Source organism: Betaproteobacteria bacterium, assembly GCA_016720855.1.
In the GTDB taxonomy this organism is placed as follows: Bacteria; Pseudomonadota; Gammaproteobacteria; order Burkholderiales; family Usitatibacteraceae; genus FEB-7.
In genome coordinates this window covers 1,231,930-1,256,777 of record JADKJU010000001.1, presented here as the reverse complement: position 1 = coordinate 1,256,777, position 24,848 = coordinate 1,231,930, and the positions used below count along the sequence as shown (strand labels likewise).

At 68.6% G+C, this 24,848-nt stretch carries 21 protein-coding genes; 13 read left to right on the top strand and 8 right to left on the bottom strand.

Annotated elements, in window-relative coordinates; genetic code table 11:
* Nucleotides 1-12: 12 nt before the first annotated feature.
* On the bottom strand, nucleotides 13-1,821 hold the full coding sequence (locus tag IPP91_05455) for a hypothetical protein (protein ID MBL0141511.1): 1,809 nt from the start codon (nucleotides 1,819-1,821) through the stop codon (nucleotides 13-15).
* Between the two features lie 288 nt (nucleotides 1,822-2,109).
* Between IPP91_05455 and IPP91_05450 the strand changes: the two genes are divergently transcribed.
* The 4 genes from IPP91_05450 (at nucleotide 2,110) to IPP91_05435 (ending at nucleotide 6,830) form a co-directional block, all read left to right on the top strand.
* Complete coding sequence (locus tag IPP91_05450; protein MBL0141510.1) at nucleotides 2,110-2,904, top strand: hypothetical protein; 795 nt, start codon at nucleotides 2,110-2,112, stop codon at nucleotides 2,902-2,904.
* A gap of 188 nt (nucleotides 2,905-3,092) precedes the next feature.
* Nucleotides 3,093-3,644 (top strand): sigma-70 family RNA polymerase sigma factor, encoded by a 552-nt coding sequence (locus IPP91_05445; protein ID MBL0141509.1) that lies wholly within the window; start codon nucleotides 3,093-3,095, stop codon nucleotides 3,642-3,644.
* Between the two features lie 77 nt (nucleotides 3,645-3,721).
* Nucleotides 3,722-6,331, top strand: a complete 2,610-nt coding sequence (locus IPP91_05440) for a serine/threonine protein kinase (protein MBL0141508.1) — start codon at nucleotides 3,722-3,724, stop codon at nucleotides 6,329-6,331.
* 79 nt (nucleotides 6,332-6,410) lie between these two features.
* A complete protein-coding gene (locus tag IPP91_05435; protein MBL0141507.1) occupies nucleotides 6,411-6,830 on the top strand; it encodes a hypothetical protein in 420 nt (139 codons plus the stop codon).
* Nucleotides 6,831-6,859: 29 nt separating this feature from the next.
* Here IPP91_05435 and IPP91_05430 read toward each other — a convergent pair whose 3' ends face one another.
* The gene (locus IPP91_05430; GenBank protein ID MBL0141506.1) at nucleotides 6,860-7,138 is read right to left on the bottom strand and encodes a hypothetical protein; all 279 of its coding nucleotides are present in this window, start codon (nucleotides 7,136-7,138) and stop codon (nucleotides 6,860-6,862) included.
* 76 nt (nucleotides 7,139-7,214) lie between these two features.
* Complete coding sequence (locus tag IPP91_05425; protein ID MBL0141505.1) at nucleotides 7,215-7,661, bottom strand: nuclear transport factor 2 family protein; 447 nt, start codon at nucleotides 7,659-7,661, stop codon at nucleotides 7,215-7,217.
* 115 nt (nucleotides 7,662-7,776) lie between these two features.
* Between IPP91_05425 and IPP91_05420 the strand changes: the two genes are divergently transcribed.
* From IPP91_05420 to IPP91_05390, 7 genes are all read left to right on the top strand, one after another.
* Nucleotides 7,777-8,262 (top strand): (2Fe-2S)-binding protein, encoded by a 486-nt coding sequence (locus IPP91_05420; GenBank protein MBL0141504.1) that lies wholly within the window; start codon nucleotides 7,777-7,779, stop codon nucleotides 8,260-8,262.
* Nucleotides 8,259-10,418 carry a xanthine dehydrogenase family protein molybdopterin-binding subunit gene (locus tag IPP91_05415; GenBank protein MBL0141503.1) on the top strand — a complete coding sequence of 720 codons (2,160 nt, stop codon included), beginning with the start codon at nucleotides 8,259-8,261 and terminating at the stop codon, nucleotides 10,416-10,418. Before IPP91_05420 ends, IPP91_05415 begins: the two co-directional genes overlap by 4 nt.
* 342 nt (nucleotides 10,419-10,760) lie before the next feature.
* A complete protein-coding gene (locus tag IPP91_05410; protein MBL0141502.1) occupies nucleotides 10,761-10,940 on the top strand; it encodes a hypothetical protein in 180 nt (59 codons plus the stop codon).
* Nucleotides 10,941-10,983: 43 nt separating this feature from the next.
* Nucleotides 10,984-11,847, top strand: coding sequence for an alpha/beta fold hydrolase (locus tag IPP91_05405; GenBank protein MBL0141501.1), 864 nt, complete (start codon nucleotides 10,984-10,986; stop codon nucleotides 11,845-11,847).
* A gap of 30 nt (nucleotides 11,848-11,877) precedes the next feature.
* Nucleotides 11,878-12,855: an XdhC family protein gene (locus IPP91_05400; GenBank protein ID MBL0141500.1), complete on the top strand. Its 978-nt coding sequence runs from the start codon at nucleotides 11,878-11,880 to the stop codon at nucleotides 12,853-12,855.
* A gap of 29 nt (nucleotides 12,856-12,884) precedes the next feature.
* A complete protein-coding gene (locus IPP91_05395) occupies nucleotides 12,885-13,076 on the top strand; it encodes a hypothetical protein (protein ID MBL0141499.1) in 192 nt (63 codons plus the stop codon).
* The gene (locus tag IPP91_05390; protein ID MBL0141498.1) at nucleotides 13,073-13,651 is read left to right on the top strand and encodes a nucleotidyltransferase family protein; all 579 of its coding nucleotides are present in this window, start codon (nucleotides 13,073-13,075) and stop codon (nucleotides 13,649-13,651) included. The genes IPP91_05395 and IPP91_05390 overlap by 4 nt, the downstream gene beginning before the upstream one ends.
* Before the next feature lie 25 nt (nucleotides 13,652-13,676).
* On the opposite strand, the gene IPP91_05385 is transcribed toward IPP91_05390, so the two are convergent.
* From IPP91_05385 to IPP91_05370, 4 genes are read right to left on the bottom strand one after another with little or no spacing between them, the layout of a single operon-like run.
* Nucleotides 13,677-14,564, bottom strand: coding sequence for a DUF1684 domain-containing protein (locus IPP91_05385; protein ID MBL0141497.1), 888 nt, complete (start codon nucleotides 14,562-14,564; stop codon nucleotides 13,677-13,679).
* 44 nt (nucleotides 14,565-14,608) lie between these two features.
* Nucleotides 14,609-15,604, bottom strand: coding sequence for a lipopolysaccharide heptosyltransferase II (gene waaF, locus IPP91_05380; GenBank protein ID MBL0141496.1), 996 nt, complete (start codon nucleotides 15,602-15,604; stop codon nucleotides 14,609-14,611).
* Nucleotides 15,601-15,777 carry a zinc-finger domain-containing protein gene (locus IPP91_05375; GenBank protein ID MBL0141495.1) on the bottom strand — a complete coding sequence of 59 codons (177 nt, stop codon included), beginning with the start codon at nucleotides 15,775-15,777 and terminating at the stop codon, nucleotides 15,601-15,603. Before IPP91_05375 ends, waaF begins: the two co-directional genes overlap by 4 nt.
* A gap of 26 nt (nucleotides 15,778-15,803) precedes the next feature.
* Nucleotides 15,804-16,727, bottom strand: coding sequence for a branched-chain amino acid transaminase (locus IPP91_05370; GenBank protein ID MBL0141494.1), 924 nt, complete (start codon nucleotides 16,725-16,727; stop codon nucleotides 15,804-15,806).
* A 232-nt stretch (nucleotides 16,728-16,959) separates the two neighbouring features.
* Between IPP91_05370 and IPP91_05365 the strand changes: the two genes are divergently transcribed.
* The gene (locus IPP91_05365) at nucleotides 16,960-18,129 is read left to right on the top strand and encodes an adenylate/guanylate cyclase domain-containing protein (protein MBL0141493.1); all 1,170 of its coding nucleotides are present in this window, start codon (nucleotides 16,960-16,962) and stop codon (nucleotides 18,127-18,129) included.
* Nucleotides 18,130-18,154: 25 nt separating this feature from the next.
* Here the strand turns inward: IPP91_05365 and glnE are convergent, their stop codons facing one another.
* On the bottom strand, nucleotides 18,155-20,866 hold the full coding sequence (gene glnE / locus IPP91_05360) for a bifunctional [glutamate--ammonia ligase]-adenylyl-L-tyrosine phosphorylase/[glutamate--ammonia-ligase] adenylyltransferase (protein ID MBL0141492.1): 2,712 nt from the start codon (nucleotides 20,864-20,866) through the stop codon (nucleotides 18,155-18,157).
* Nucleotides 20,867-21,037: 171 nt separating this feature from the next.
* On the opposite strand from glnE, the gene IPP91_05355 reads away from it, so the two are divergent.
* Nucleotides 21,038-24,829 (top strand): TIGR02099 family protein, encoded by a 3,792-nt coding sequence (locus IPP91_05355; GenBank protein MBL0141491.1) that lies wholly within the window; start codon nucleotides 21,038-21,040, stop codon nucleotides 24,827-24,829.
* Nucleotides 24,830-24,848 lie beyond the last annotated feature (19 nt).

Sequence of the window (24,848 nt, the reverse complement as noted above, 5' to 3'; positions counted from 1 at the left end):
GATGATAGGGCCTCACGGACCCGGCCGGCGCGCGAGATCGACGTCGAGGTATTTCCAGGGCTCGTTCGCGAAGGGGTGCTTCTTGTACCCCAGGAGCCAGGGCTGGACGAGGATGTTCTGCGTCTTGAAGGTCTCGATGTGCCACGGCGCGTAGACGATGACCAGCTTCACCATGCGTCCGATGAGCCGGTTGCGCTCCGGCGAATCGCGCATGCGCTTCACCTGTTCGTAGAGCGAGTTGTATTCGGGAAGGTCGAACATCGCGTAGTTCACCTGGCCGATCGAGCCCTTGTAGAGCAGTTGCAGGAAGTTCTCCCCGTCCGGGGAATCGGCGATCCAGCCGTAGCTGAAGGACTGCACACGCCCGAGCTGCGCCTGCTTGCGAAGGTCCGTGAGCTTCTCCACCTTCCCGAACGTGACGCGGATGCCGATCGCGTCCATGGACTTCTTCCACAATTCATTGCGCTGGCGCTCGCGCAGCGTGGGATAGGAGGCGTGGTCGAAGGAAAGGGGCGAGCCGTCCGGCATCTCGCGGTAGCCGTCGCCGTCGCGGTCCACGTAGCCGTAGAGGTCCAGCAGCGCCTTGGCCTTCGCCGGGTTGTACTCCTGCAAGGTGCTGCGGAAGTTCGGGTCGTGCCCCGACACGGCCGGCGGAAGCAGGGTGTGCGCGGGCACGGACTGGCCCTTGTCCAGGATCGCGACCTGCTCGTCGAGGCGAAAGCCCATCGCGATCGCGCGGCGCAGCGCCACCTTCTCCGGCGTGTAGCCGCCCAGCACGTTGGGCTTGCCGTCGATCACGGGCGCGGTGTTGAAGGTCGTGTACGTGGTGTACGCGATCTCGTCGGGCGTCACGTAGAGCCCTTTCTTCGCGAAGATGGGCGCGAGCCTGCCGCCGGGCAGCGCGATGTTGGCGAACTCCTCGGGCAGCGGGCGGATGTAGTCGTGCTCGCCGTTGAGGAACGCAAGCCAGCGCGGTTGCGCCTCGTCTATGGTGTGGATCTCGATGCGCCCCACGAGCGGCAGCCGCATGCCCTTCAGTCGTGCGTGGATGGCGCGGCTCACCTCGTCCGGGCCGGGGTCGCCGTCGAAGATCTCCTCGCGATAGCCGGGGTTCGCCTCGAGAACGACGCGCGACCCCTTCACCCACTCGGCGATGCGGTAGGGGCCGGTGCCGACGGGATGGTGCGCGATGTCCTGGCCGTAATGTTCCACCACCTCGCGAGCCAACGCGGAGGTGGCGGGCATCGCGAGCACGTACGGGAACGACCAGTCGGGATTCGCGAGCCGGATGCGCAGCGTGTAGCGATCGAGCGCCTGGAGCCCCTCGATCGGCTTGTCGAAATCGAAGCGCCCGCTCGCCTTCGCCTCCTTCATGAGGGCGTCGGCACCCGCGATCTTGCCCTCGACGAGGAAAAGCCACTGGCTCCGGAGCTTCGGATCGAAGAGGCGCTTGATCGAGTACACGTAGTCGTGCGCGGTGAGTTCGCGCGGCTTGCCGCCGAACGCGGGGTCGGGCGCGAAGAAGATGCCGGGCTTCACGTGCAACGTGAACGTGGCGCCGCCGTCGGCGATCTCCGGGAGCGATCCGGTGTTGCCCACGAGTTTCGCGGGACGGGCCAGGAAGTCGTACTCGAGTAGCGGATCGAAGATCGCGTGCGAGATGCTGATCGAGGCTTCGTCGGATTCCGCGGCGGGGTCGAGTTTCGATTCGGCGCTGGGGTAGGCGGTGCGGACGACCTTGCGCGGGTCGGACTGGGAGGCGGCCGGCAGCGCGACCGACAGGGCGAGGCAGACGACGGTGGCGGGCGTGATGCGGGGCATCGAGGTTGGGATGGGTTGATGTCGGTCGTGGAATTGCTAGCCGTGGGTCGGGGGAATCGTACTCGAAGGGCGCAGCAGGTGCCTGGCCAGCGCGGACATTCCGGGCGCTCGTCGAGGCGCAGGAGTACCGCCACAGCTTGCCTGAACCGCAATCCGGCCAATGGGGCTTCCCCTGGCCGTCACGCTCGCGTAACGCGTCTTCCCGTAAACGGTATGGACGCGGCGCGATTTCCCGGCGTCTCGTGACGATGTCACCGGCAATGTTTCAGACAACTCAAGGAGTTTTCCATGAACGCATTCCTCAAGGGCTTGGCAGCGGTTCTTGTCTTCATGGTCATGTACGCTTCGCCCGTCCGGGCGGGAGGAGCGAGCGACCTGTGGTGGAATTCGAGTGAGTCGGGCTGGGGCGTCAACGTGGTGGAGCAGGGAGGCATCCTGTTCCTCACCTTCTTCGTCTACGGGCAGAACGAGCAGCCGCTCTGGCTGGTGGGGCCGTCCACGCAGGTCCAGAGCGAGGGCGCCGGCGGCCGCATCTACAACGGGCCGCTCTACCAGACGAGTGGTCCCTGGCTGGGCGGGCCGTTCAATCCGAGTGCCGTGGTCGTCTCGCAGGTGGGGACCGTCACGTTCACCCACATCACGACCACGACGGCGAACCTCGCCTACACGATCAACGGGACTAGCGTGAACAAGTCCCTCACGAGGCAGACCTGGAAGACCAACACCTTTCTGACCGGCCAGTATCTCGGCGGGATCGCGGTCACCCGGACCGGGTGCGCGAGCGGCGCCGCCCGCTACGAATCGCTGATGCCGTTCACCGTGTCGCTCTCCGGGTCGACGATGCGGATTTCGATGCAGCCGTCGGGCGGCGCCGCCTGCTCCGCATCGGGCACGTATGTGCAGAGCGGCAGCGTGGGCGGCTTCGACGGGTCGATCGTGTCGTGCGCCAATGGGGCAAGCGGGTCGGTCAGCTTCTCGGCGATCGATGCGAACGCGGTCGGCATCACCGGACGATTCTTGGCCACCTATGCGGGAGGCTGTACCGAGGACGGCGATTTCAGCGGCGTGTTCCGCGCCGACTAGGCTCGAGCAGGGGGCGCGGCGCCGCAGCCAGGCGGCGCCTGCCAGGGCAGCCTGTTTCGCACGGCCTGTCCGGGCTTCAACCCCGGCACGGTCCCGGGTTGCCGGATGTGAGCATCCCGGGGTGGTGGTTGGACAATCGCGGGACGATCGGCTAGGTTCCAGACATCGTCGACTTCCCGGGCTCCGCGATGAGCGAAGTCTCGACCGCCCTCGGGCGCCTCACCTTGCAGGACAGTGCCGCGCTCGACAAGGCGTTCGAGTCGCATTATCCGGAACTCAAGCGCATCGCCCGGGCGCGCCTGCGCGGCAGCGGCCTGCAGGGCACCATGCAGACGACGGCGCTCGTGCACGACAGCTACCTCAAGCTGGCCGGCGGCCAGGGCCTCGAGTTCGGCAGCCGGCTCCAGTTTCTCGCCTACGCCTCGCGGGTGCTGCGCAGCATCGTGATAGACCTCGTCCGGGAGCAGCGCGCGCTTCGCCGGGGCGGCGATCTCCAGGTGGTGACGCTCGACACGGCGGCTGGCGAAGGCATTGCGCCCTCCGTGGACGTCGAGACGGTGGGACAAGCGCTCGAAGACCTTGCGAAGCTCGACGAGGGGCTCGCCCGCCTGGTGGAGATGCGCTTCTTCGGCGGCCTGACGGAGCTGGAGATCGCCGAGGCGATGGGCATTTCGGAGCGCACGGTCCGCCGGGAGTGGACCAAGGCTCGCGCGCTCCTGCTTTCCCTCATCGGCGACTGAGTGGGCGCGGTGGCCGCTTTTCCGGGCGCGATCCGTTCAATCCGGCAACTGCCGCTTTTCGCGCCGTTCCCCGCCCGATGAAGATCTCGCCCGAGACCTGGAAGAAGATCGACCCGCTGCTGACAGCCGCCCTCGACATGACCGGGGCCGAGCGGGGCGCCTGGCTCGAGGGCCTGCGCACGAGCCACCCGGAAGAGGCGCCGATCCTTGCACGGATGCTCGCGACGCACGAACGGGCGGAGCGCGATCGGGAGATGGAGACGGTGCCCCAGCTTGCTCCCCTGCCGGCGCCGTCCAGCGCGTTCGCAGAGGGCGACCGGGTCGGTCCTTTCCGGCTGGTGCGCCCGATAGGCCGGGGCGGCATGGGCGAGGTGTGGCTCGCCGAGCAGGCGGACGGCCGTGTTACCCGGCAAGTGGCGCTCAAGCTTCCCTCCTCCCTGGAGGCCAACGAGATTCGCGCCGAGCGCTTCCAGCGCGAGCGCGACATCCTCGCCAAGCTGGCGCACCCCAACATCGCGCGCCTCTACGACGCCGGCGTGAGCGAGTCGGGCCAGCCGTACCTCGCCATGGAATACGTGGCGGGCGAGGCCCTCGACAAGCAGGTGGCCGCGCTCAAGCTGCCCATCGCCGCGCGGCTGGCCCTGCTTCGGCAGGTGCTTTCCGCCGTCTCGCATGCGCATCGTCACCTCGTCGTGCACCGCGACCTCAAGCCTGCCAACATCCTCATCGACGCTTCCGGCCAGGTGAAGCTGCTCGATTTCGGCATCGCAAAATTGGTGGAGGATGAGACGGTCGCGGACACCGGCGCACGGCGCGACCTCACGCGCCTGGGCGGGCGCGTGATGACCCTTCGCTACGCCGCGCCCGAGCAGGTGGCCGAAGGCGCCGTCACCACTGCCACCGACATCTACTCGCTGGGCGTCATCCTCCACGAACTGGTCACGGGCGAAGCGCCTTATCGCGCACTGCGTGAAGGCAAGCCGCTCACCGACGTGATGCTGCTCCAGGAGGAGATCGCGGTTGCCTCGAGCCTCCCGCTCGCCATGGCATCCGCGCTCGAACGCGGCCTTGCCTCGAGCCGGCAACTCGCGCGGGCCGTGGCGGGCGACCTGGACGCGATCATCCTCAAGGCACTGCGGCGCGATCCGGCGGCGCGCTATGCCTCCGTCGAGCTGTTCGACGAGGACATCGCGCGCCACCTCGATCGCCGGCCGGTCAAGGCGCGGGCGGGCACATGGCGCTATCTTGCGGGCCGCTTCGCCGTCCGCCACCGGCTGCCCATCGCCATGGCCGCAACGGTGATCGTGACGATGGCGGTGGGCCTGGTGATGGCCGAACACGAGCGGCGAGTGGCCGTGGTGGAAAAGGCGCGCGCCGAACGGCACTTCACCAGCGTGAGGAAACTCGCCAACGCATTCATCTTCGACGTGAATGCGGAGATCGAGAACCTGCCCGGCTCGCTCAAGGCGCGCGAGATGCTGGTGAAGACCTCTCTCGACTATCTCGATGCGCTGCAGGCGGAAGCCGGCAACGACCCGGCGCTCATGTTCGAGCTGGCAGCCGCCTATCGCAAGATCGGCGATGTCCAGGGCCTGCCGGGAGGCGCCAATACGGGCGATCTGTCGGCGGCAATCGGCAATTTCGAGAAGGGCAGGCGCCTGTTCGTCGCGCTCGATGCCCTGCGGCCGGACGACATCAACTCGGTTCGGGAACACTGGAACCTCAGCTACAACCTCGCGAAGGCCTATTTCATGAAAGACGATTCCCGCTGGGAAGCGGAAATCGCTTCCGCTGTCGTGCTTGCCGAGCGGGCCGCGGCCCTGCCCGGCGCAACCCCCGGCGACCGCGCTCGTTCGGCCTCGACGCTCAGCGAGCAGGCGCTCCTCGGCAAGCTCCTGCGCGGCCCGAGTCAGGAAGTCGAGGCCGTGATCCGCAGGTCGATCTCGATCCTCGAGTCACTGGCACGAGAGGCGCCGGGCGATGCCACCGTGCGCGACAATCTCATCCTGACCTACGAGCGCGCCGGCAAGGTGCTGTCGTCCAGCGGTCGACCCGCGGCTGCAATGGAGGGTGTCGAGTACTACCGCAAGGTCCTCGTGTTGATCCGGGGAGTCATGGCCGCGAACCCGAATGACCGGAAGATGGCCGAAACCGAGCAGTCGTACCTCACGCAGCTTTCCGTGGCGCTATCCCAGTCCGGCCAGCTTCTGGAAGCGGATCGGACCATCGCCGAGGCTGTCGACCGTGGCGCGGAACTCGTCGCGCGCGACCCGAAGAACGTCGCGCCTGCGATGGGCCACCTCGGTGCGCTGAATACCGCCGCCCTGATCGCGTACCGCATGGGTGACCACCCCCGCACCGTCCGGTTTGGCCGCGAAGCACTCGCCGTGGCCGCGCGAATTCCCGAGGACACCCAGAAGACCCGCGACTGGCGTGGCGCCAGTGCGGAAGCAAAGGCCCTGGTTGGAGCCGCGCTGCTCGGTTCCGCCGGCCGCGCGGCCCCGGACCGGGGCAGGCAGCTCGCGATGCTCACCGAAGCCCGGTCGCTGCTGGCCGATGCGGTCGCCTTCGTCGACCAGCTGCGCGCGGAGAAGCTGGACAGCAAGTTCGTCAAGGGCGCGGACGACGAGATCAGGGACGCCCTCAAGCATTGCGACGAGGCGCTCGCGAAACTGGCCCGCGCGTGACCGGATCCGGCCGCATTTCCCGTTCATCCGTTCAGGGAGCGCCTGCAGGGTGCCGGCGCCGGAACGCAAAGGATCGACCATGAAACGACTTGCCCTCATCGCCTGCCTGGCCGGCATGCTGTCCGCGCCCGCCTTTGCCGACTACGACGCCGCGCTCGAAGCGCGCGAGGCGGCCCAGCGCAAGGCCGAACAGCAGGAAGCCGCCCGGAAGAAGGCTGAAATCAAGCGCCAGCAGGACGACAGGATGAAGCAATACCAGCGAGAGGCGGTCGGCGCGGAAGGCAAGGGCAAGTCCGACGCCGAGGTGAAGGCGATCTACGACAAGAAGATGGCCGCCATCAACAAGCAGGCGGCGGAGTACACCCGGGCCTCCCGGGGAAGCGCCAAGGCAGATCCCACCCGCGCCGCAACCGGCAAGTCGACGAGCGAACTGCAGAACATGAGCAACGAGGACGCCCAGGCCCTGGCCATCGAGATGCAGAAGAAGTACGGCAAGTAAGAGCCCGGAGAAAATCACCGGAGCGGGAGTCAGGATGAACAGGACTCTGCGAGCGCTTTCCGCCACGCCGCCATCGCCCACAACGCTGCCGAATCGGGCGACCAGTCGAACCCGTTCATCCGGCAGGCGTCCGGCACGTTCTGCAATGGTGCGGGCGTTCTGTTGAAGCTGACGAGGGATGCAGGCGTCAGATATCCGGTGACGGGAGATTGCCAAGGGACCTTCGCAACCCAGCCGCCGGTTGGAAGCCGTGCTTTAGCCGCGTAGAGGTGCAATTTCACGAGGGACACCGACAAGACGGCGATCATCGCGCCGTAAGACTTGCCCGGTTCGTGCCAGGCAAATCGCACCCGGCAAGGGAGCCCTCGGACTCCCCGGCCTTCGTCAGTGCAGCGTATGCGGCTGTTCCGCCTCGTCTTCCGCGGGGGCCGCAAGCTGCTCGGGGGGCGACGCATGGTGCATCGCGATGCGCCAGCCGGCATCGGTGAGCACATAGACGTTCGTCGCGTTCACCGTCTGCGGCGAGGATTCCGTGCCCGGCGCGGTGATCGATTCCACCACCGAACGCACCGCCACCGACGGGCCGTCGAGGCGCCGCGACTCGGTCACGCGCACCGAGAGCTTCACGTTGCCCGCGAAGATCTGCATCCAGCTCTCGCGCACGGCCTCGAAGCCGGTGAGGCGCGGGCCGGCCGGGTGCACACACACCACGTCGTCACCTTCGGCCCAGACCACCATCATGGCGGCCAGGTCGGCGCGTTCGAAGGCTTCGTAAAAGGCGCTCTCGGCGTCGTCGGGCGTGGGGAAGAGCTTGCGGGTGCGGGGAGGCATGGAGAGGCGGGGAGGTTGGCGGCGAAATGATACCAAACGCCCTTGATCCGGGCCTCCCGGATTCCCCCATAATGTCGCCCTTCTCCGTCTTTCCGGACTTTCGAGGAGCCCATCCATGGTCAAGTTCTCCGTCAACGGCCAGCCGGTCGAATTCAATGCCGACCCCGACACCCCCCTGCTGTGGGTGCTTCGCGACAGCCTCGGCCTCACCGGCACCAAGTACGGCTGCGGGCGCGCGCAGTGCGGCGCGTGCACCGTGCACATCAACGGGGAGCCCGAGTTTTCCTGTTCGGTGAAGGTGGCGGACGTCTCGGGCAAGCGAATCAGCACGATCGAGGGTCTCGCCGCCACCAACCCCGTCGCGAAGGCAGTGAAAGGCGCCTGGATCGACAAGGACGTGGTGCAGTGCGGCTATTGCCAGCCCGGCCAGGTGATGGCGGCGGTGGCGCTGCTCGCGAAGAACAAGTCGCCCTCGGATGCGGACATCGACGCCGCCATGGAAGGCAACCTGTGCCGCTGCGGCACCTACCCGCGCATCCGCGAGGGCATCAAGACGGCGGCCGCGGCGCTCACGAAGAAGACGCCCGGGAGCGTGTCATGAGAACCGCTCCGAAGAGCACGTCGCGCCGCGCCTTCCTCAAGTCCACGACGGCGATCGCCGGCGGGCTGGTGATCGGCTTCTGGCTTCCCGAGCGCCAGCGCCTCGCGCACGCCCAGGGCGCGCCCAAGGCGCCCGTGAACCCGAACGCATTCCTGCGCATCGCGAAGGACGGCTCCGTGACCGTGATGGTGAAGAACCTCGAGTTCGGCCAGGGCGTGACCACGGCGCTGCCCATGCTGGTGGCCGAGGAGCTGGAGTGCGACTGGTCGAAGGTGCGCGCCGAGCTCGCGCCCGCCGCGCCCGAATACGTGCACACGAGCTTCGGCATGCAGATGACGGGCGGCTCGATGAGCGTGGGCGACTCCTGGACGCAGCTGCGCACCGTGGGCGCGCAGGCACGCACGATGCTCGTGGCCGCCGCCGCGTCCCAGTGGAAGGCGAAACCCGAGGCGTGCCGGGCCGAGAAGGGCTTCATCCTCGGGCCGGGCGGCAGGAAAGCCTCCTACGGGAGTCTCGCAGAGGCGGCCGGGAAGCTCCCGGTGCCGGAAAAGGTGGAGCTCAAGGCCACGAAGCAGTTCAAGCTGATCGGCAAGCCCACGCGCCGCATCGACTCGGCCGACAAGGTGAATGCCGTCACCGTCTTCGGCATGGACATGAAGCGGCCCAACCTGCACACGGCGCTCGTGGCGCACCCGCCGGTGTTCGGCGCGAAGGTGGCCTCGTTCAGCGCGGAGAAGGTGAAGGGCGTGCCGGGCGTCACGCACGTCGTGCAGATCTCGAACGGCGTGGCCGTCGTCGCGAAGAGCTTCTGGGCGGCGAAGAAGGGGCGCGACGCGCTCGAGATCCAATGGACCCCTGCCCCGGGCGCGGTGCTCGCCTCCGAAAGTCTTCGCCAGCAGTATGGCGAGCTCGCGAAGCAGCCCGGAGCGATGGCGAAGAAGCCCGCCGACCCGGCCGCGATCAAGTCCGCCGCGAAGACCGTCGTTGCCGAATACGAGGTGCCGTTCCTCGCCCACGCGCCGATGGAGCCCCTCAACTGCACCGTCGAGTTCCGCGGCGACTCCGCCGAGATCTGGTGCGGTTCGCAGTTCCAGACCGTGGACCAGGGCGCCGCGGCCAAGGTGCTCGGGCTCACCCCGGACAAGGTGAAGCTCAACACCCTGCCCGCGGGCGGCGGCTTCGGGCGGCGCGCGAACCCGTCCTCGGACTACGTGATCGAGGCCTGCGAAATCGCGAAGAGCGTGAAGGTGCCGGTGAAGACGGTGTGGACGCGCGAGGACGACATTCGCGGCGGCTACTACCGGCCGATGTACGTGCACCGCGTGGAAGCCGGCATCGACGCGCATGGCGCCGTGGTCGGCTGGAACCACACCATCGTCGGCCAGTCGATCATTGCGGGGACGGCCTTCGAGCCCTTCATGGTCAAGGAAGGCATCGACGAGACCTCGGTCGAAGGCGTGAGCGACACGCCCTATGACATCGCGAACCTGGGTGTCACGCTGCACTCGCCGAAGTCGGCCATCACCTCGCTCTGGTGGCGGTCCGTGGGCCATTCGCATACTGCCTTCGTGATGGAGACGATGATCGACGAGCTGGCCGCGGCCGCCGGACAGGACCCGGTCGCCTTCCGCCGCAAGCTCCTCGCGAAGCACCCGCGTGTCCTCGCAACACTCGAGCTCGCCGCGCTGAAAGCCGGCTGGGGCACGCCCTTGCCCAGTGGACGCGCGCGCGGCATCGCAGTGCACGAGTCCTTCAACAGCGTCTGCGCGCAGGTGGCGGAAGTCTCGATCGTGGACGGCGCGGTGAAGGTGCACCGCGTCGTCGCGGCCTTCGACTGCGGCCTCGTCGTGAACCCGCTCACCGTGGAGGCGCAGGTGCAGGGCGCCATCGCCTTCGGCCTCTCCGCGGCGCTGCACGGGGCCATCACCTTCAAGGACGGCAAGGTGCAGCAGTCCAACTTCCACGACTACCCCGTCCTGCGCATGCCCGAGATGCCGAAGGTCGAAGTGCACATCGTCCCTTCCACCGCCGACAGGCCCACCGGCGTCGGCGAGCCGGGCACCCCGCCCATCGCACCCGCCGTCGCCAATGCGATCTTCGCCCTCACCGGCAAGCGCCCGCGCGTGCTGCCGCTGGGCAAGACCAAATGGGCTTGATCCCTCGCGAGAGGTAGGCGGGACCGGAGGAGGCAGGGGGAAGGGAAGCAGGTCCTTCGAATTTCCGGGCACCCATCCGACGGTCACACTTGCATGCCCAGGATTCCATAGGACATGCCTCACCCCCGTCCCATCGCTGATGCCCCCGCCAACGAATGAGACAATGCCCTTTCGAGCCCGACGTCGAATGGCCCGAAGTGTGCTTTGCATTGAACCGTTGCGCCCGGATGCGGTCTGACCGGATCTGGCGTGCGGCCGGCTCGCAGGAGTCGCTCGGCAATCCTGATGGATCGACCGGTGCCCGAAGAGGCCGGCGAACCCTGGGGCTTCGGGAGGACAGTGATGGGACTTCGCATACGGCATAACGAATGGCAAAGGCAGCTCTGGAAGTTCCTCACGAACCCGGTCGCGGAGATCGTGGCGCTCGTCGCCGTCGTCCTGGTGGCGCTGGGCACGCTTGTCGTCCTGGAATCGCGGGGGGTGCGCAGCACTCACACCCCGGTGATCTTCAGCCCGAAGTAGGTCGAAGCGCCCCATCCTGGCCGCGGCACGAGACGGCGGCAGCATGACCGTGCGAACTCTCATCGCCCGCGCCGTGGCGGCGCTGGTCCTGGCCGCGGCGGCTGCGGGCTGCGCCTACCTCACCGAGAAGCAGGGCGAGCTCATCTTCCGCCCGACCCAGGGCGTCTGGGGGGGGTACCGGAACGCCGGCCTCCAGTACGAGGAGCGCTCGATTCCCGTCGGCGCCAACGGCGACACGCTGAACGCGTTCTGGGCGCCGGCGGACGACGAGTCGGCACCGGTGCTGCTCTATCTGCACGGCGCGCGCTGGAACCTGACCGGCAGCGTGACGCGCATCGAACGGTGGCGAAAGCTCGGCTTCAGCGTGCTCGCGATCGACTACCGCGGCTTCGGCAAGAGCACGAACGTGTCGCCCTCGGAGGAACTCGCCTACGAGGACGCGGAAGCGGCCTGGGCCTGGCTCGGCAGGACCGAGCCCTCGCGCGAGCGCTACATCGTCGGGCACTCCCTGGGCGGGGCCATCGCCACGGAGCTGGCGGTGCGCCATCCCGAGGCCTCCGGCGTGGTTCTGGAAGCCACCTTCACCTCCATCCGCGACATGGTGGATCACACCGCCTGGCGCCTGTTGCCGGTGGGGTTGATCCTCACGCAGGAGTTCGACACGCTCTCCAAGCTCCCGAAGGTGCGTCCCCCGCTCATCGTCGTGCACGGCACGAGCGATTCGGTGGTTCCCTACGAGATGGGCGAGCGCCTGTTCGCCGCGGGCACCTCTCCCAAGCGCTTCATCCGCGTCGAAGGCGGCACCCATCACAACCTCTCGGCCGTCGGGACCGAGCAGTACCGCGCGGCCTTGCGGGAGCTGTTCCGCGTTCCCGCGCGCGCGCTCGAGGCTTCCGGACCGAAGTGAAACCCGGGCCGGTGGTATATATTTCCGGCCATGCAGAGCCTCGATCTCGACGTCCTTGAAAACGCGCTCGCGTGGCAGCGGGCGGGACGCCGTGCGTGGCTCGTCACGGTGGCGCGGACATTCGGCGCGAGCCCGCGACCGCCCGGCTCGCTCCTCGCGATGCGCGACGACGGCATCCTCGTGGGCTCGGTCTCCGGCGGCTGCATCGAGGACGACCTCGTCGCCCGGCGCGAGGAGTTCACCGGGCGCGTTCCGCATTTCATTTCCTACGGCGTCTCCAGCGACGAAGCGCGCCGCTTCGGACTGCCCTGCGGCGGCAAGCTCGAGGTCATCATCGAGGCGGAGCTTCCCGTGGCGGACCTCGAGGCGCTCCTGGCCCATATCGAAAGCGGCAAGGTGATCGGGCGCCGTGTCGATCTCGCAACAGGCGCCTGGAGCTTCGCGCCCGCGCAGCCCACGGACGAGTGCGAGCGCACCGATGCGCGCTTCACCAGCATCCACGGACCGCGCTGGCGCATGCTCATCATCGGCGCCTCGGAGATCGCCCACTACCTCGCGGAGATGGCCACCACCGTCGATTACCGCGTGTTCGTGTGCGACCCGCGCGAGGAGTACCGCCTGGCCTGGCGCGTGCCCGGGGCGATCCTGGTCGAGGGCATGCCCGATGACGCGGTGCTCGCGATCAGGCCCGACGGCCACACCGTCATCCTCACCGTTTCGCACGACCCGAAGCTGGACGACATGGCGCTGCTCGAAGCGCTCAAGTCCGAAGCGTTCTACGTGGGCGCGGTGGGCTCGAAGCAGACCAGCGCCGAGCGCAGGAAGCGCCTCGCGGGGTTCGACCTTTCCGCCCGCGAGATCGCGAGGCTTCGCGGCCCGGTGGGCCTTGCCATCGGCTCGCGCACGCCGCCGGAGATCGCCGTGGCGATCCTGGCCGACCTCATCGCCACGCGCAACGGCCTGGCGCTGGACCGGATGACCACCGAGACCTCTCGGCGCCTGGCGTAGCCGGCGCTTCGCGCAGCGGGGAATCGGCCATGGTTTTCACCGCCTGCCTCTTCCTGCTCGTCGCCCACAGCGTGCAGATCCTCCTCTACGGCTCGGTGATCTACGGGCTCGTGCACCGGGCCGGTGCCGGCGTTCTCGGCCGGTCGGCTTCCTGCACTTACATCGCCATGGAGCGATTCTGGAACGCCCCCGAGTACGGCAACGGGAAGGACGGCTCGTGACGCCCATCCGCGCGATCCTCCTGTGCGCAGGAACGGGCTCGCGCTTCGGCGGCGGAAAGCTTCTCGCGGCCGCTGCCGGCTCGAGCGCGGCCGTCGGCGTGCGTGCCGCGCAATCGATCCTCGACGCGGTGGGCCATGCCCTTGCCGTGGTGCGCCCCGGCGATGAACGCCTGCGCCGGATGCTGGAAGAGGCCGGGTGCGAAGTGCTCGAGACCCCGGACGCGATCCGCGGGATCGGCGCGAGCCTCGCGGCCGGGGTGAAGGCCTCGCCCGGCGCGGCCGGCTGGCTCATCGCCCTGGGCGACATGCCGCTCATCCGTCCCGCCACCCATCGCGCCCTGGCCGAGTCGCTGGCGCGCGGAGCGAAACTGGCGGCCACCGCGGATTCGACCGGCAGGCGCGGCCACCCGGTGGGTTTCTCGAAGGATCTCTACGCCGACCTGGCGGCGCTCGATGGCGACGAGGGTGCGCGCTGCGTGATCGAACGCCACCGCGCGTGGCTGGAGGTGGTCCGCGTGAACGATCCCGGCATCTTCGTGGACATCGACATGCCCGGCGATCTTGCCGTCGGCTGAAATAAAGGGGACAGACCCCATTATTTCAGCCGGCGCGGTCCGGCGGATACTTCTCCCCCGCCTCCAGGCGGACCTTGAGGATATTCTGCTTCGGCGGAAGCGGGCAGGTGGTGAATTCGCTGAACGCGCACGGCGGGTTGTACACGCGGTTCAGGTCCAGGGTGAATGTCTTTCCGGGCTCGGGCTTCGTCGCCACGTACAGGAAGCGGCCGGGACGATAGGTCGTGTCGCCCGCGGTGGCGTCGCGCAGCACGAAGAAGAGTCCGTCATCGTTCCCGACGGCGTCGAGGCGGTGGGTCTGTCCGCCCAGTTCGAACTCGACGTAGCCGGGCGCGGGCTCGTCGGAGGCTTCGTCCAGCACGTTGATGATCGTGACCTTCCGTCCGGGCGGGTAGGCGACGAACTTCGCGTCCACCCGGAAGGATGGGTCGGGCGCGTACCAGACGCGGGTGCGGAAGCCCTTGCGCACCTCGCTCTCGTTGTCGGCCAGGCGCAGCACGTAGCGCCCCTCGCGCTCGATCACGTGCATCGCCAGGCGCCCCATCGTCACCCAGTCGCGGTGCTCGACATCGGTGCCGAGCACGACCTCGTCCAGGTCCATGCCCTCCTTGTGCACCGTGAGGCCGGGGGCCAGCGTCATCGTCACCTTGCTGCCGGCGATCGTGATCGTGCCCATGCGCTCCGGGCCCAGGCCCTTCGGAAAGACGATGTCGTTGGCCGCGCCGGTGCCGAAGGAATTGACGCCCGGCTTCATCACGAAGCGGCCGGCGAGGGTGAGCCAGCCGTTGTCGGCGCGAAGGCTTTTCTCGGCGCGCGCGCGCCAGTCGGTGATCGATTGCTCCCAGGCGGGGTCGGCAGGCGCGGTCGTCGCGCAGGCAGCGAGCAGCATGAGGGGCAGGGCGAGGATTCGCATGATCGGTCTCCTGGGCACGGGAACGCGCAAGGCGCCCATTCTATCTATTCGAATGCCGACAGGACTTGCGCCGGGTCGAGCGTCTCGAGGCAGTTCGTGTGTCCGAGGGGGCATTCGCGCTTGAAGCAGGGGCTGCACTCGAGCTTGAGCGAGACCACGCGGGCCTTCGTCGAAAGCGGTGGAGTGTAGGCCGGGCTGGAGGAGCCGAACACGGCCGCCAGCGGTCGGTCGAGTGCGGCGGCCACGTGCATGAGGCCGGAGTCGTTGGTCACCACGCGCGCGGCGAGGGAAAGGAGGTCGATCGCCTCGTCGAGGCCGGTCTTTCCCGCCAGATCGGTCACCGGCACGCCGGCCAGGGTGGCGATCTCGGCGGTGACCGTGGCATCCTGGCCCGATCCGAAGAGCCAGATGCGGAATCCGAGCGCCGCCTGGGATCGCGCGAGGGTAGCGAAGTGCCGCGCCGGCCAGCGCTTGGCCGGGCCGAATTCCGCGCCGGGCGCGAGCGCGAGCACCGGAGCGCGGGCATCGAGACCGAACTTCGCCAGTGTCTCGTCGCGCCGCGCGAGATCGACCGTGAGCCGGGGCGCTGGCAGGGGGCGCTCGAGCGCCTCGCCCGGGGACTGCGCCAGGGCCGCGTAGCGCTCCACGATAAGGGGCAGCGCCGACTCGTCCAGGCTGCGCAGGTCGTTCAGCAGGCCGTAGCGCATCTCCCCGCGCCATCCGGTACGCACCGGGATGCCCGCGAACCACGGCACGAGCGCGGACTTGAGGCTGTTGGGCAGCACGATGGCGCGATCGTAGCGGGGAAGGGTCTTCGCGAACCGCCGCCGCCCGCCGAACTCGAGTTCCCCGTGTCCGAAGGGAAAGGCAATGGTGCTTCGCACCTCGGGCATGCGCCCGAAGACGGCGGACGCCCAGGCGGGAGCGAGCACATCGATGGCGCACCCGGGGTCGCGGGCCTTCAGCCGGCCGAGGAGCGGGTGAGTGAGGACCGCGTCACCGATCCACGAGGGGGCAACGACGAGGGTGGCGACGCTCAATGGCCCTTCTTGACCGCCCCGGGCGCCAGCCGGTACACCGTGCCGCAGTACGGGCACTTCGCTTCGCCCGTGGCCTCGATCGGCAGGTAGACGCGCGGGTGTGTGTTCCACAGCGTCTGCGAGGCCGTGGGGCAATGCAGCGGCAGGTCGCCGGCCGTGACCTCGACCAGCATCCCGCCGGCGCGTTCCCCGTCCATCGTCAGGCGACCGTGGTGAGCCAGTGGTGGTACTTGGAGTTGCGACCGTTCACGATGTCGAAGAACGCCGACTGGATCTTCTCGGTCACCGGGCCGCGCGAGCCGCTGCCGATGGTGCGGCGGTCGAGCTCGCGGATCGGCGTCACTTCCGCGGCGGTGCCGGTGAAGAAGGCTTCGTCGGCGATGTACACGTCGTCCCGGGTGAGGCGCGTCTTCTCGACGGTGAGGCCCAGGTCGGCGCAGATCTGCTGCACGCTGCGCCACGTGATGCCATCGAGCGCCGTGGTGAGCTGCGGCGTGTAGAGCCGGCCCTCCTTCACGATGAAGATGTTCTCCCCGCAGCCTTCGGCCACGAAGCCGTCCGTATCCAGCAGCAAGCCTTCGTCGTAGCCGTCCTGCGTGGCTTCGAGGTTGGCCAGGATCGAATTGGCATAGGTCGTCGCCACCTTGGCGCGCGCCATCGTCACGTTCACGTGGTGGCGGGCGAAGGACGAGGTCTTCACGCGGATGCCGCGTGCGAGGCCTTCCTCGCCGAGGTAGGCGCCCCAGGGCCAGGCGGCGATCGACACGTGCACCTTGTTGCCGACGGGCGAGACGCCCATCTTCTCCGAGCCGTAGAAGGCCAACGGGCGCAGGTAGCAGCTTTCCAGCTTGTTGGCGCGCACGACCTCGCGCTGCGCCTGCATCAGCTGCTCCTTCGAGTACGGCACCTCCATCATGTAGATCTTCGCGGAGTTGAAGAGCCGGTCCGTGTGCTCCTTCAGGCGGAAGATGGCCGTGCCGATTTCCGTCTTGTAGGCCCGCACCCCTTCGAAGACGGCCAGGCCGTAATGCAGGGAGTGGGTGAGGACGTGGGTCGTGGCTTCCCTCCAGGGCACGAGCTTGCCGTCGTGCCAGATGAAGCCGTCGCGGTCGGACATCGACATGGGAGTTCCTGAGCGGTTGGGATTGCGAGACGGTGGAATTCTATCAAACCGGGCTTGTATGCCATAATCCACCGGTTTCTGCCCCTCTGAAAACCGCCGATCCGTGAGCACGCCTTTCGACCCCTCGACGGACCCCTACAGGCCCGCCGGCCACCTATCGGAAGCCCCGGGCGGGCGCGAATCCTTCCTGTCGCACGCCTCGCTCAGCGCCGAGGAGAAGCTCTCCGGCGACATGCTGGTCCTCACCACGGGCCTGATGGTGCTCGCCTCGGTCCTGTGGCTCTCCGTGTACTGGAGCATGGGGCAGCAGTTCTCGGTGTCGATCTCGCTCGCGTTCCAGGCGCTGTCGGCCGGCACGATCGCCTTCTACCTGCGCACGAGGAAGCTGCAGCTTTTCGCGATGATCCAGCTGGGCCTGATCCTCTTCACGCCCTTCGCGATGCAGTGGTCCATCGGCAACTTCGTCACCGCCTCGGGCGTGAGCCTGTGGGGCCTCATCGCGCCGGTGGGCGCGGTGACGGTGCTGGGCACGCGCCAGTCGCTGCCCTGGTTCTTCGCCTGGCTCTTCATGACGGTGCTCGCGGGGATCTTCGACTTCCTCCTTTCGGATGCGCCGGTGAAGGTGGACATGCAGACGGTGGCCGTCTTCTTCGTGCTCAACTTCGCCGCCATCTCGCTCATGATCTACGCGCTGCTGTGGTACTTCGCGAACGAGAAGCAGAAGTTGCGCTCCCAGGTGGACCTGCAGCACGAGGAATTGCGCGTCGAGAAGGAAAAGAGCGAGCGGCTCCTCCTCAACGTGTTGCCCCGGGCCATCGCCGAACGGCTGAAGACCGGCGAGTCGAACATCGCCCAGGGCCACGCGGATGTGACCGTGATGTTCGCCGACATCGTGGGCTTCACCAAGATGACCGAGGAGCTCTCTCCGGCAGAGACGGTGAAGATCCTGAACGACGTCTTCTCGATGTTCGACGAGATCGCCGAGAAGTACGGCGTGGAGAAGATCAAGACGATCGGCGACGCCTACATGGCGGCGGCGGGCGCCGAGTCGGGCGCGCAGGTCCATTACGCCGACGCGGTGGCCAATATGGCGATCGAGATGCTCGAGCGCATGAACGACTACCGCCAGCGCTCGGGCGAGAACATCGAACTGCGCATCGGCATCGGCACGGGGCCGGTGATCGCGGGCGTGATCGGCAAGAAGAAGTTCATCTACGACATGTGGGGTGACACGGTGAACGTGGCCTCGCGCATGGCCGGAGACGCCTACACCGGTTCGGTGCAGGTGGACCTCACCACCTACCGGCGCCTGCATTCGCGCTTCAAGTTCGACGCCCCTCACGAAGTCGAGATCAAGGGCAAGGGGCGCATGCAGGTGCACCACCTGCTCGAGCGGCAGTAGACCAGAAAAGGGGACAGACCCCTTTTCAGGAAATGGGGTCTGTCCCCTTTTTTGCGAAGACGGCCTTCCAGAGTTCATTCACCGCTTCGCGTTCGGCCGCGAGCTCTCCATCGGCGAGAAGCGTGTGCTCCTCGTCGTTTAGCGAGGCGGCGTGCGTGCGCGCGCGCAGGGCCAGGTAGGCGTCGGCGGCCGCCACAGCCACCGGGACGGGCACGATTCCCAGGTCGCCCGCGCGCTTGAGAAGCGTGTTGTTTCCCTTGTTGTCGAGCAGGGACGGGTGCCGGCCGGACTCGCCGAGCACCATCGCCTGCACGGCGAACTCCAGGTCCACCACGCCGCCCGGGGTGTGCTTGAGGTCGCGGGCATCGGCCTTCACCTCGGCGCGCATCTTGTCGCGCATGGCGAGGATCTCCTCGCGCAGCTTCGGCGTATCGCGCGGGGCCGCCAGCACCTCGCGACGCAGCGCCTCGAAGCGCAGCCCCAGGGCCGCATCCCCGGCGCAGAAGCGCGCGCGCGTGAGCGCCTGGTGCTCCCACGTCCACGCGCGCTTCACCTGGTAGTCGCGGAAAGCGGGGAAGGAACTCACCATGAGGCCCGAGGCGCCGTCCGGGCGCAGCCGCAGGTCGGTCTCGTAGAGCACGCCGGCCGAGGTGTGGCTGGTGAGCCAGGTGTTGACGCGCTGTGCCACGCGCGCAAGGCGCTCGGCATCGTCCTTGCGGGACTCGTCGTACAGGAAAACGATATCCAGGTCCGAGCCGTAGCCCAGTTCCTTGCCGCCGAGCTTGCCGTAGCCGATGACCGCGAAACCGGGCGGCGGCTCGATCCCGTCCCCGCCGAACACCGCGCGCGCGGCGAAGCCGAGCACCACGTCGAGCAGGAGGTCGGCCAGCGCGGAAAGCTCGTCGGACAGCGCCATCACGGGCAGCTCGCCCTCGAGGTCGGCGATGGCGAGGCGAAGCACGTGTCGCTGCTTGAAGTGGCGCAGCTGATCCATCAGCTGCTCGGTGTCGTCGCCTTGGGCGGCGCACTCGTGCACGAGCAGCCGCCGCTCCTCCGTCCAGTCGGTGGCCGTGAAGCTCGCAGTCGAACGCGTGAGCTCGTCGAGCAGGATGGGATGGCGCGCGAGCAGGCGCGCCGCCCAGCGGCTTTTCGCGGCCAGTCGCGTGGCGCGGGCGAGCACCACGGGGTACTCGTCCAGGAGCGCGAGGTAGGACTCGCGCCGGTCGATGGCCTCGATCAGGTCGAGGAGCCGGGTGGCCGTGTCGGGCCCCGTGTCTTCGCGCACCGCCGCCTCCATGGCAGCGGGCAGCAGGCGGTCAACGCGCGTGCGGCTGGCGCCCGAGAGCGCGCGGTAGCGCCGCGAGCGCACGAAGGCGGCCAAGCGCGCGGCGACGGGCGCGGGGTCCGCCAGGCCGGTGGCGCGCAGGTCCTCGACGAGCCCTTCCTCGTCGGGGGTGGCCTGCGGGTCCGTGAGGCGGGAGAGCAAGGCACTCGCGCCGCCATGGGTGCGCCGCTCGAAGAGCGCGTTGAAGGCTTCCTGAACCCCGGCGCGGTGGCGATCGAGTTCGGCGACGAGCGAATCCCAGGTGCCGAACTCCATCGCCTCGGCGATTGCTTCCCGGTGGGTGGGCTCGACGGGCAGAGCCTGGGTCTGCTGGTCCTCGTAGTACTGCAGGCGGTGCTCGAGGCGGCGCAGGAATTCGTACGCCAGGCGCAGGGCGGCCACGCGCTCCGGGGGCAGGAGGCCGCGGTTGCCCACGGCCGCGAGCGCCGCGCGGGTCGAGGCGAGCTGCAGCCCCGGGTCGCGGCCGCCGCGCACGAGCTGGAAGAGCTGCACGGCGAATTCGCATTCGCGGATCCCGCCCGCGCCCACCTTGATGTCGTCGGTGCGCCCGCGACGGCCCGCCTCCGTCTGGATGCGCCCGTGCAGGTCGCGCAGCGATTCGAGCAGCCCATAGTCCAGGTACCGGCGATAGACGAACGGGACCACGATCGCGGCGACCTCCTCGCCCGGGCCGTTGAGCACGCGGCCCTTGAGCCACGCGTACCGCTCCCAGGGCCGCGCCTGGCCGATGAAGTAGTTTTCCAGTGCGGCGAACGAGCTCACCAGGGGTCCGGAATCGCCGAACGGACGCAGGCGCATGTCCACGCGGAACACGTACCCGTCGCCGGTCACGTCCGCGAGAAGGCCGATGGCTCGCTTGCCCACCCGTGTGAAGAACTCGTGGTGCGACAGGGGCCGGGCGCCGTCGGTGTCGCCCTCGGCGGCGTGCAGGAAGATCAGGTCCACATCGGAGGAGACGTTCAACTCGCCGCCGCCCAGCTTGCCCATGCCCACGACGAGGAGGCGCTCGCCGCGGGCGGGTTCGCCGTGCAGGGCGGCCTGTTCCGCGTGCGCGGCCCTGACGGCGGAGCCGATCGCCACCTCGGCCAGCGCGGTCACCGTGGACACCACCTCGTCGAGGTTCGCCAGCCCGGCGAGATCGCGATGGATGAGGGTGAGCATGACGCGCGAGCGCAACTCCCGCAGCGCCGCGCCCAGGGCGGCAGGGTCGCCTTCGGGGACTGCCGCCACGGCAGCATCCAGGTCGGCGCGCGAAAGCGGGGCCGCGCCGCTTGCCGCGAGGGCCTGCACGAGGCGGGGGCGCGCAGCCGCCAGGCGCCTCGCGTAGGGGCTGAGGCGCAGGCTCCGCTCGAAGGCGGCCGGAAACGAATCGGGGGAAATGCTGTCGGTCATCAAGGAAAGGGGTCGCGGCCCCAGCCGCTACAATACCGCGAAACCACGCCCGCCATCGCGACCCGATCCCGCAGCCCTGCCGATCGGCCCAACGCGGCATCCACAGTCTCCGAGGACAGCATCAAGGCCTTTTCCCGTTCCCTTGCGCGCGTTGCGGCAGCCCTGGCCGGGGTGATCCTCGTCGTGTTCCTGGTCGTCGTGCTCGCGCTGCGCTACCTCGTCTTTCCGCATATCGACAACTACCGCGACGACATCGCGCAATCAGTGTCGCGCTCCTCCGGCATGACGGTGAGCATCGTCAATGTCGATGCCGGCTGGCAGGGACTGCGGCCCACGCTCACCCTGACCGGGGTGCGCGTTGCGGACCGGCGGGGCAAGGCCGCCTTCGAACTGGAGCGGGCGGAGATCACCTTGTCGTGGTGGTCGCTCTTCGCGGGCGAACTGCGGTTCCGGGACGTTGAGTTCTACAGCCCGCGGCTTCGGCTGCGCCGCGGCACCGACGGCCTCATCTATCTCGCCGACAAGCCGCTCAACGCCGCGGCCTCCGACGAGGAAGGGGTGCTCACCGCCTGGCTGCTCGGGCAGCCTCGCCTGGCGATTCACGATGCGACGCTTGCCTGGCGGGACGAACTGGCCGGCGCCCCCGAGGTGGAGCTGCACCAGGTCGAGATTGCCGTGCGCAAGGAAGGGCGCCGGCACCATGCGGCCCTGAATGCAACGCCGCCGGCCGGCATTGCGCAAAGGCTCGACCTGAGGGCCGACCTGCTGTTCGCGCCCAAGGGCGAGGCGTGGGAGGTATCCGGGACGGTCTACGGCGAGACGGCACGCACGGACCTCGCCTGGCTGCGCAAGTACCTCCCGGTTCCCGAGACGATTCGCACCGCGGTGGGCAGCGTTCGCGCCTGGGTCGATTTCGAGCCCGGGGGGAGGATCAGCGCGGTGACCGCCGACCTGGACATTCGCGGGGTGCTGGCGCAGCTCGACGCCGATACGCTGCCCCTGGATCTCGATGCGTTGTCGGGACGCGTGACCTATCGCCTGCAGGAGGGCGGCTATGCGGCGGGCACGCAGGACCTCGGCTTTCGCACGCGCGACGGGCTCGTCGTGCGCGCGGCCGATTTTTCCATTGGGATCGCTCGCGAGGCAGGCCGGCCGCCGCGCGGCGAGGTTCGCGCCAACGGCATCGACCTGAAGATCGCCGCCGCGCTCCTCGACTATCTGCCGATGCCTCGCGAGACGAAGGCCCTGGCCGCCCGCTACGCGCCGCGCGGCCGGCTCCTCGATTCCTCGCTGGTGTGGACGGGCGAGACGCTCGCGCACGCGGATTCCTTCCGGATCAAGTCGCGTTTCGAGAACCTGGCGGTGAATGCGGTCGATGGATACCCCGGCGTCACGGGGCTCACCGGCACGCTCGACGGCGACGAGCGCGGCGGCAAGCTGCGGCTCGCCTCGAAAGGGGCCACTTTCGAAGCGGCGGGCACCTTCCGCGCACCGATTGCGCTCGACACGCTGGAGGCGCGCGCGTCGTGGACGCGCGGCGACAAGGGCCTCGAGGTGCGGATCGACGAGGCTCGCCTCGCCAATGCCGATGCGGAGGTGACGCTTGCCGGCACCTGGCATTCGTTGCCCGATTCCCCCGACAAGTCGCCTGGCCTGGTGGATCTCGCCGGACGCATCGAGCGGGTCAGCGCGCCGGCCGTCGCCAACTACCTTCCCCATGCCATCGCAGGAACGCGCGACTGGCTCACCGGCGCCGTCCTCGCGGGCGAGGTGAGCCGCGGTCGCTTCGAGCTGAAGGGCGACCTGTGGCACTTCCCCTTCCGCGACGCGAGCGGCGGGCGATTCCTCGTCGAGGCGGCGATCGAGGGCGGTCGCCTTCAATACCATCCGGCGTGGCCCGCGGTGGACCGCATCAAGGGCGACATCCGCTTCGAGAACGCGGGCATGGACATCCGCGCGCGGGAGGCATTCATCTACGCGAGCCGGGCGCGCAGTGTGCGGGCCGCCATCGCCGACTTCGGCGCCAATCCCCCGGTCCTGATGATCGACGGCGACCTGGACACCACCGGCGTGGACAGCGTGCGGTTCCTGCGCGAGACGCCGCTGGCCGACGGCCCGGGTGCGTTCACGCGCACGGTGTCGATCGAGGGGCCGGCGCGGCTGAAGCTCAATCTCGCCTGGCCATTGAGCGGCCCGGAGCGGTTCCGGGTGGCCGGCGAATACGCGTTTGCGGGTGCAACCGCGAGCGTGGGCAGGAACCTCCTCCTGACCGGCGTCCGCGGCTCCCTTTCCTTCACCGAGAAGAGCGTGCGTGCCCCGGAGCTCACCGGGTCGATGTTCGGGCAACCGGCCTCGCTGCGCCTGGCCACGCAACCCGACGGCTCCGTGCTCACGCAACTGGACGGGCGGATGGGTGCCGCCGTCCTCGGCACGTTCATTCCGGATTCGTTCGCGCGGCGCTTTGCCGGGGCCGCCGAGTGGAAGGCGAAGCTGGTCTCGGGGGAGGACGGCTCGGAGCTCCGGGTCGAGTCCACGCTGAAGGGACTGGCGATCGGGCTGCCCGAACCCTTCGCCAAGCTGGCCGACGAGCCGCGCGCGCTGGCCGTGTCGATCCGGCGGCTGGGGACCGCCAGTGAGGAAACGGTGGCGACGCTGGAAGGCGGCATCCACGCGCGCATCGGTCGCAGCGAGGTGGGTGGCGCGGGGCAGTGGAACGCGGCGCTCAAGTTCGGCGCTCCGGTCACGAACGAGCCGGTGCGCGAGGGCCTGTGGGTCTATGGAAGCGTGAACCGATTCGACCTGGACGCCTGGCGCGAGGCGCTCGCCGTCCCGGCCGCCCCGGATTCGCCTGCGAGTGCGGCGCTCGAGTTGCGCGGGCTCGACCTGCAGTTCGGACAACTGCGCTACACGGGTCGGGATCTCGCGCAGATGGCGGTCCGCCTGCAGCGGGAGGCGGGCGCCTGGCGCGGCACGCTCGCCAGTCCCACGATCGCGGGGGAAGTGCGCTTCGAGTCGCAGGGCAAGGGCCGCGTCCAGGCAAGGCTCACGCGTTTCTTCATCGGAACCGGGACGTCGGGGTCGGCGGGCCCCGAACCGGCGCCCGCCGCGGTGCAGGACGACCTGCCGGCCCTGGACATCGTGGCCGAACGCTTCGATTTCCGCGGCCGCCAGCTGGGGCGCCTGGAGATGCTGGCGCACCCCGATGGCGCGGAATGGCGCATCGACCGCCTCGACATCGCCAACGAGCATTCGCGCTTCGCCTCCAGCGGCGTGTGGCGGCGGACCGCGACCGGGTCGCTCACGCAGCTGGACCTGAAGCTCGAGTCCCGCAACCTGCACTCGCTCCTCGAGCAGTTCGGTTATGGCCAGTTCGTGAACCGCGGCGAGGCGAAGCTCGAGGGCCTGCTCGTTTGGCCCGGATATCCGTACGAGTTCTCGCCGGGGGTGCTCTCCGGGCGCTTCAAGGTGGAGGCGGCGAAGGGCCAGTTCGCCAGGATCGAGCCGGGGGCCGGAAAGCTCCTCGGCCTGCTTTCGCTGCAGTCGATCCCCCGGCGCATCACGCTCGACTTCGGGGACATCTTCAGCGAGGGCTTCGCCTTCGACCGCATCGCGGGAGACGTGCGGGTCGCGCGCGGCATCCTCCTCACGAAGGATTTCGAGATCGACGGGCCCTCCGCGCGGGTCACCATGGCGGGCGAGGCGTCGCTGCCGATGGAGACGCAACACCTGACCGTGAAGGTGGTGCCGGAGGTGGGCGAGGGCGTGGCGATCGCGGCCACGTTCCTGGGCACGCCGGTTCTGGGTCTCACCACGCTCATCTTGCAGAAACTGCTGAAGAACCCCCTGGGGTACGTGGTGTCGTACCAATACCTGGTGACGGGCTCGTGGGATAATCCGACCGTCACGCAACTCGGGGCGGCGCCGTCGCCACAGGCCGCGCCGGCACCCGAAGCCCCGAAATGACCGGCACTGCAAGCCCCTC

Coding starts and splice junctions, on each gene's coding strand:
- IPP91_05455 (MBL0141511.1), bottom strand. CDS start 1,821: ATGCCCCGCATCACGCCCGCCACCGTCGTCTGCCTCGCCCTGTCGGTC.
- IPP91_05450 (MBL0141510.1), top strand. CDS start 2,110: ATGAACGCATTCCTCAAGGGCTTGGCAGCGGTTCTTGTCTTCATGGTC.
- IPP91_05445 (MBL0141509.1), top strand. CDS start 3,093: ATGAGCGAAGTCTCGACCGCCCTCGGGCGCCTCACCTTGCAGGACAGT.
- IPP91_05440 (MBL0141508.1), top strand. CDS start 3,722: ATGAAGATCTCGCCCGAGACCTGGAAGAAGATCGACCCGCTGCTGACA.
- IPP91_05435 (MBL0141507.1), top strand. CDS start 6,411: ATGAAACGACTTGCCCTCATCGCCTGCCTGGCCGGCATGCTGTCCGCG.
- IPP91_05430 (MBL0141506.1), bottom strand. CDS start 7,138: ATGATCGCCGTCTTGTCGGTGTCCCTCGTGAAATTGCACCTCTACGCG.
- IPP91_05425 (MBL0141505.1), bottom strand. CDS start 7,661: ATGCCTCCCCGCACCCGCAAGCTCTTCCCCACGCCCGACGACGCCGAG.
- IPP91_05420 (MBL0141504.1), top strand. CDS start 7,777: ATGGTCAAGTTCTCCGTCAACGGCCAGCCGGTCGAATTCAATGCCGAC.
- IPP91_05415 (MBL0141503.1), top strand. CDS start 8,259: ATGAGAACCGCTCCGAAGAGCACGTCGCGCCGCGCCTTCCTCAAGTCC.
- IPP91_05410 (MBL0141502.1), top strand. CDS start 10,761: ATGGGACTTCGCATACGGCATAACGAATGGCAAAGGCAGCTCTGGAAG.
- IPP91_05405 (MBL0141501.1), top strand. CDS start 10,984: ATGACCGTGCGAACTCTCATCGCCCGCGCCGTGGCGGCGCTGGTCCTG.
- IPP91_05400 (MBL0141500.1), top strand. CDS start 11,878: ATGCAGAGCCTCGATCTCGACGTCCTTGAAAACGCGCTCGCGTGGCAG.
- IPP91_05395 (MBL0141499.1), top strand. CDS start 12,885: ATGGTTTTCACCGCCTGCCTCTTCCTGCTCGTCGCCCACAGCGTGCAG.
- IPP91_05385 (MBL0141497.1), bottom strand. CDS start 14,564: ATGCGAATCCTCGCCCTGCCCCTCATGCTGCTCGCTGCCTGCGCGACG.
- IPP91_05375 (MBL0141495.1), bottom strand. CDS start 15,777: ATGCTGGTCGAGGTCACGGCCGGCGACCTGCCGCTGCATTGCCCCACG.
- IPP91_05370 (MBL0141494.1), bottom strand. CDS start 16,727: ATGTCGATGTCCGACCGCGACGGCTTCATCTGGCACGACGGCAAGCTC.
- IPP91_05365 (MBL0141493.1), top strand. CDS start 16,960: ATGCTGGTCCTCACCACGGGCCTGATGGTGCTCGCCTCGGTCCTGTGG.
- glnE (MBL0141492.1), bottom strand. CDS start 20,866: ATGACCGACAGCATTTCCCCCGATTCGTTTCCGGCCGCCTTCGAGCGG.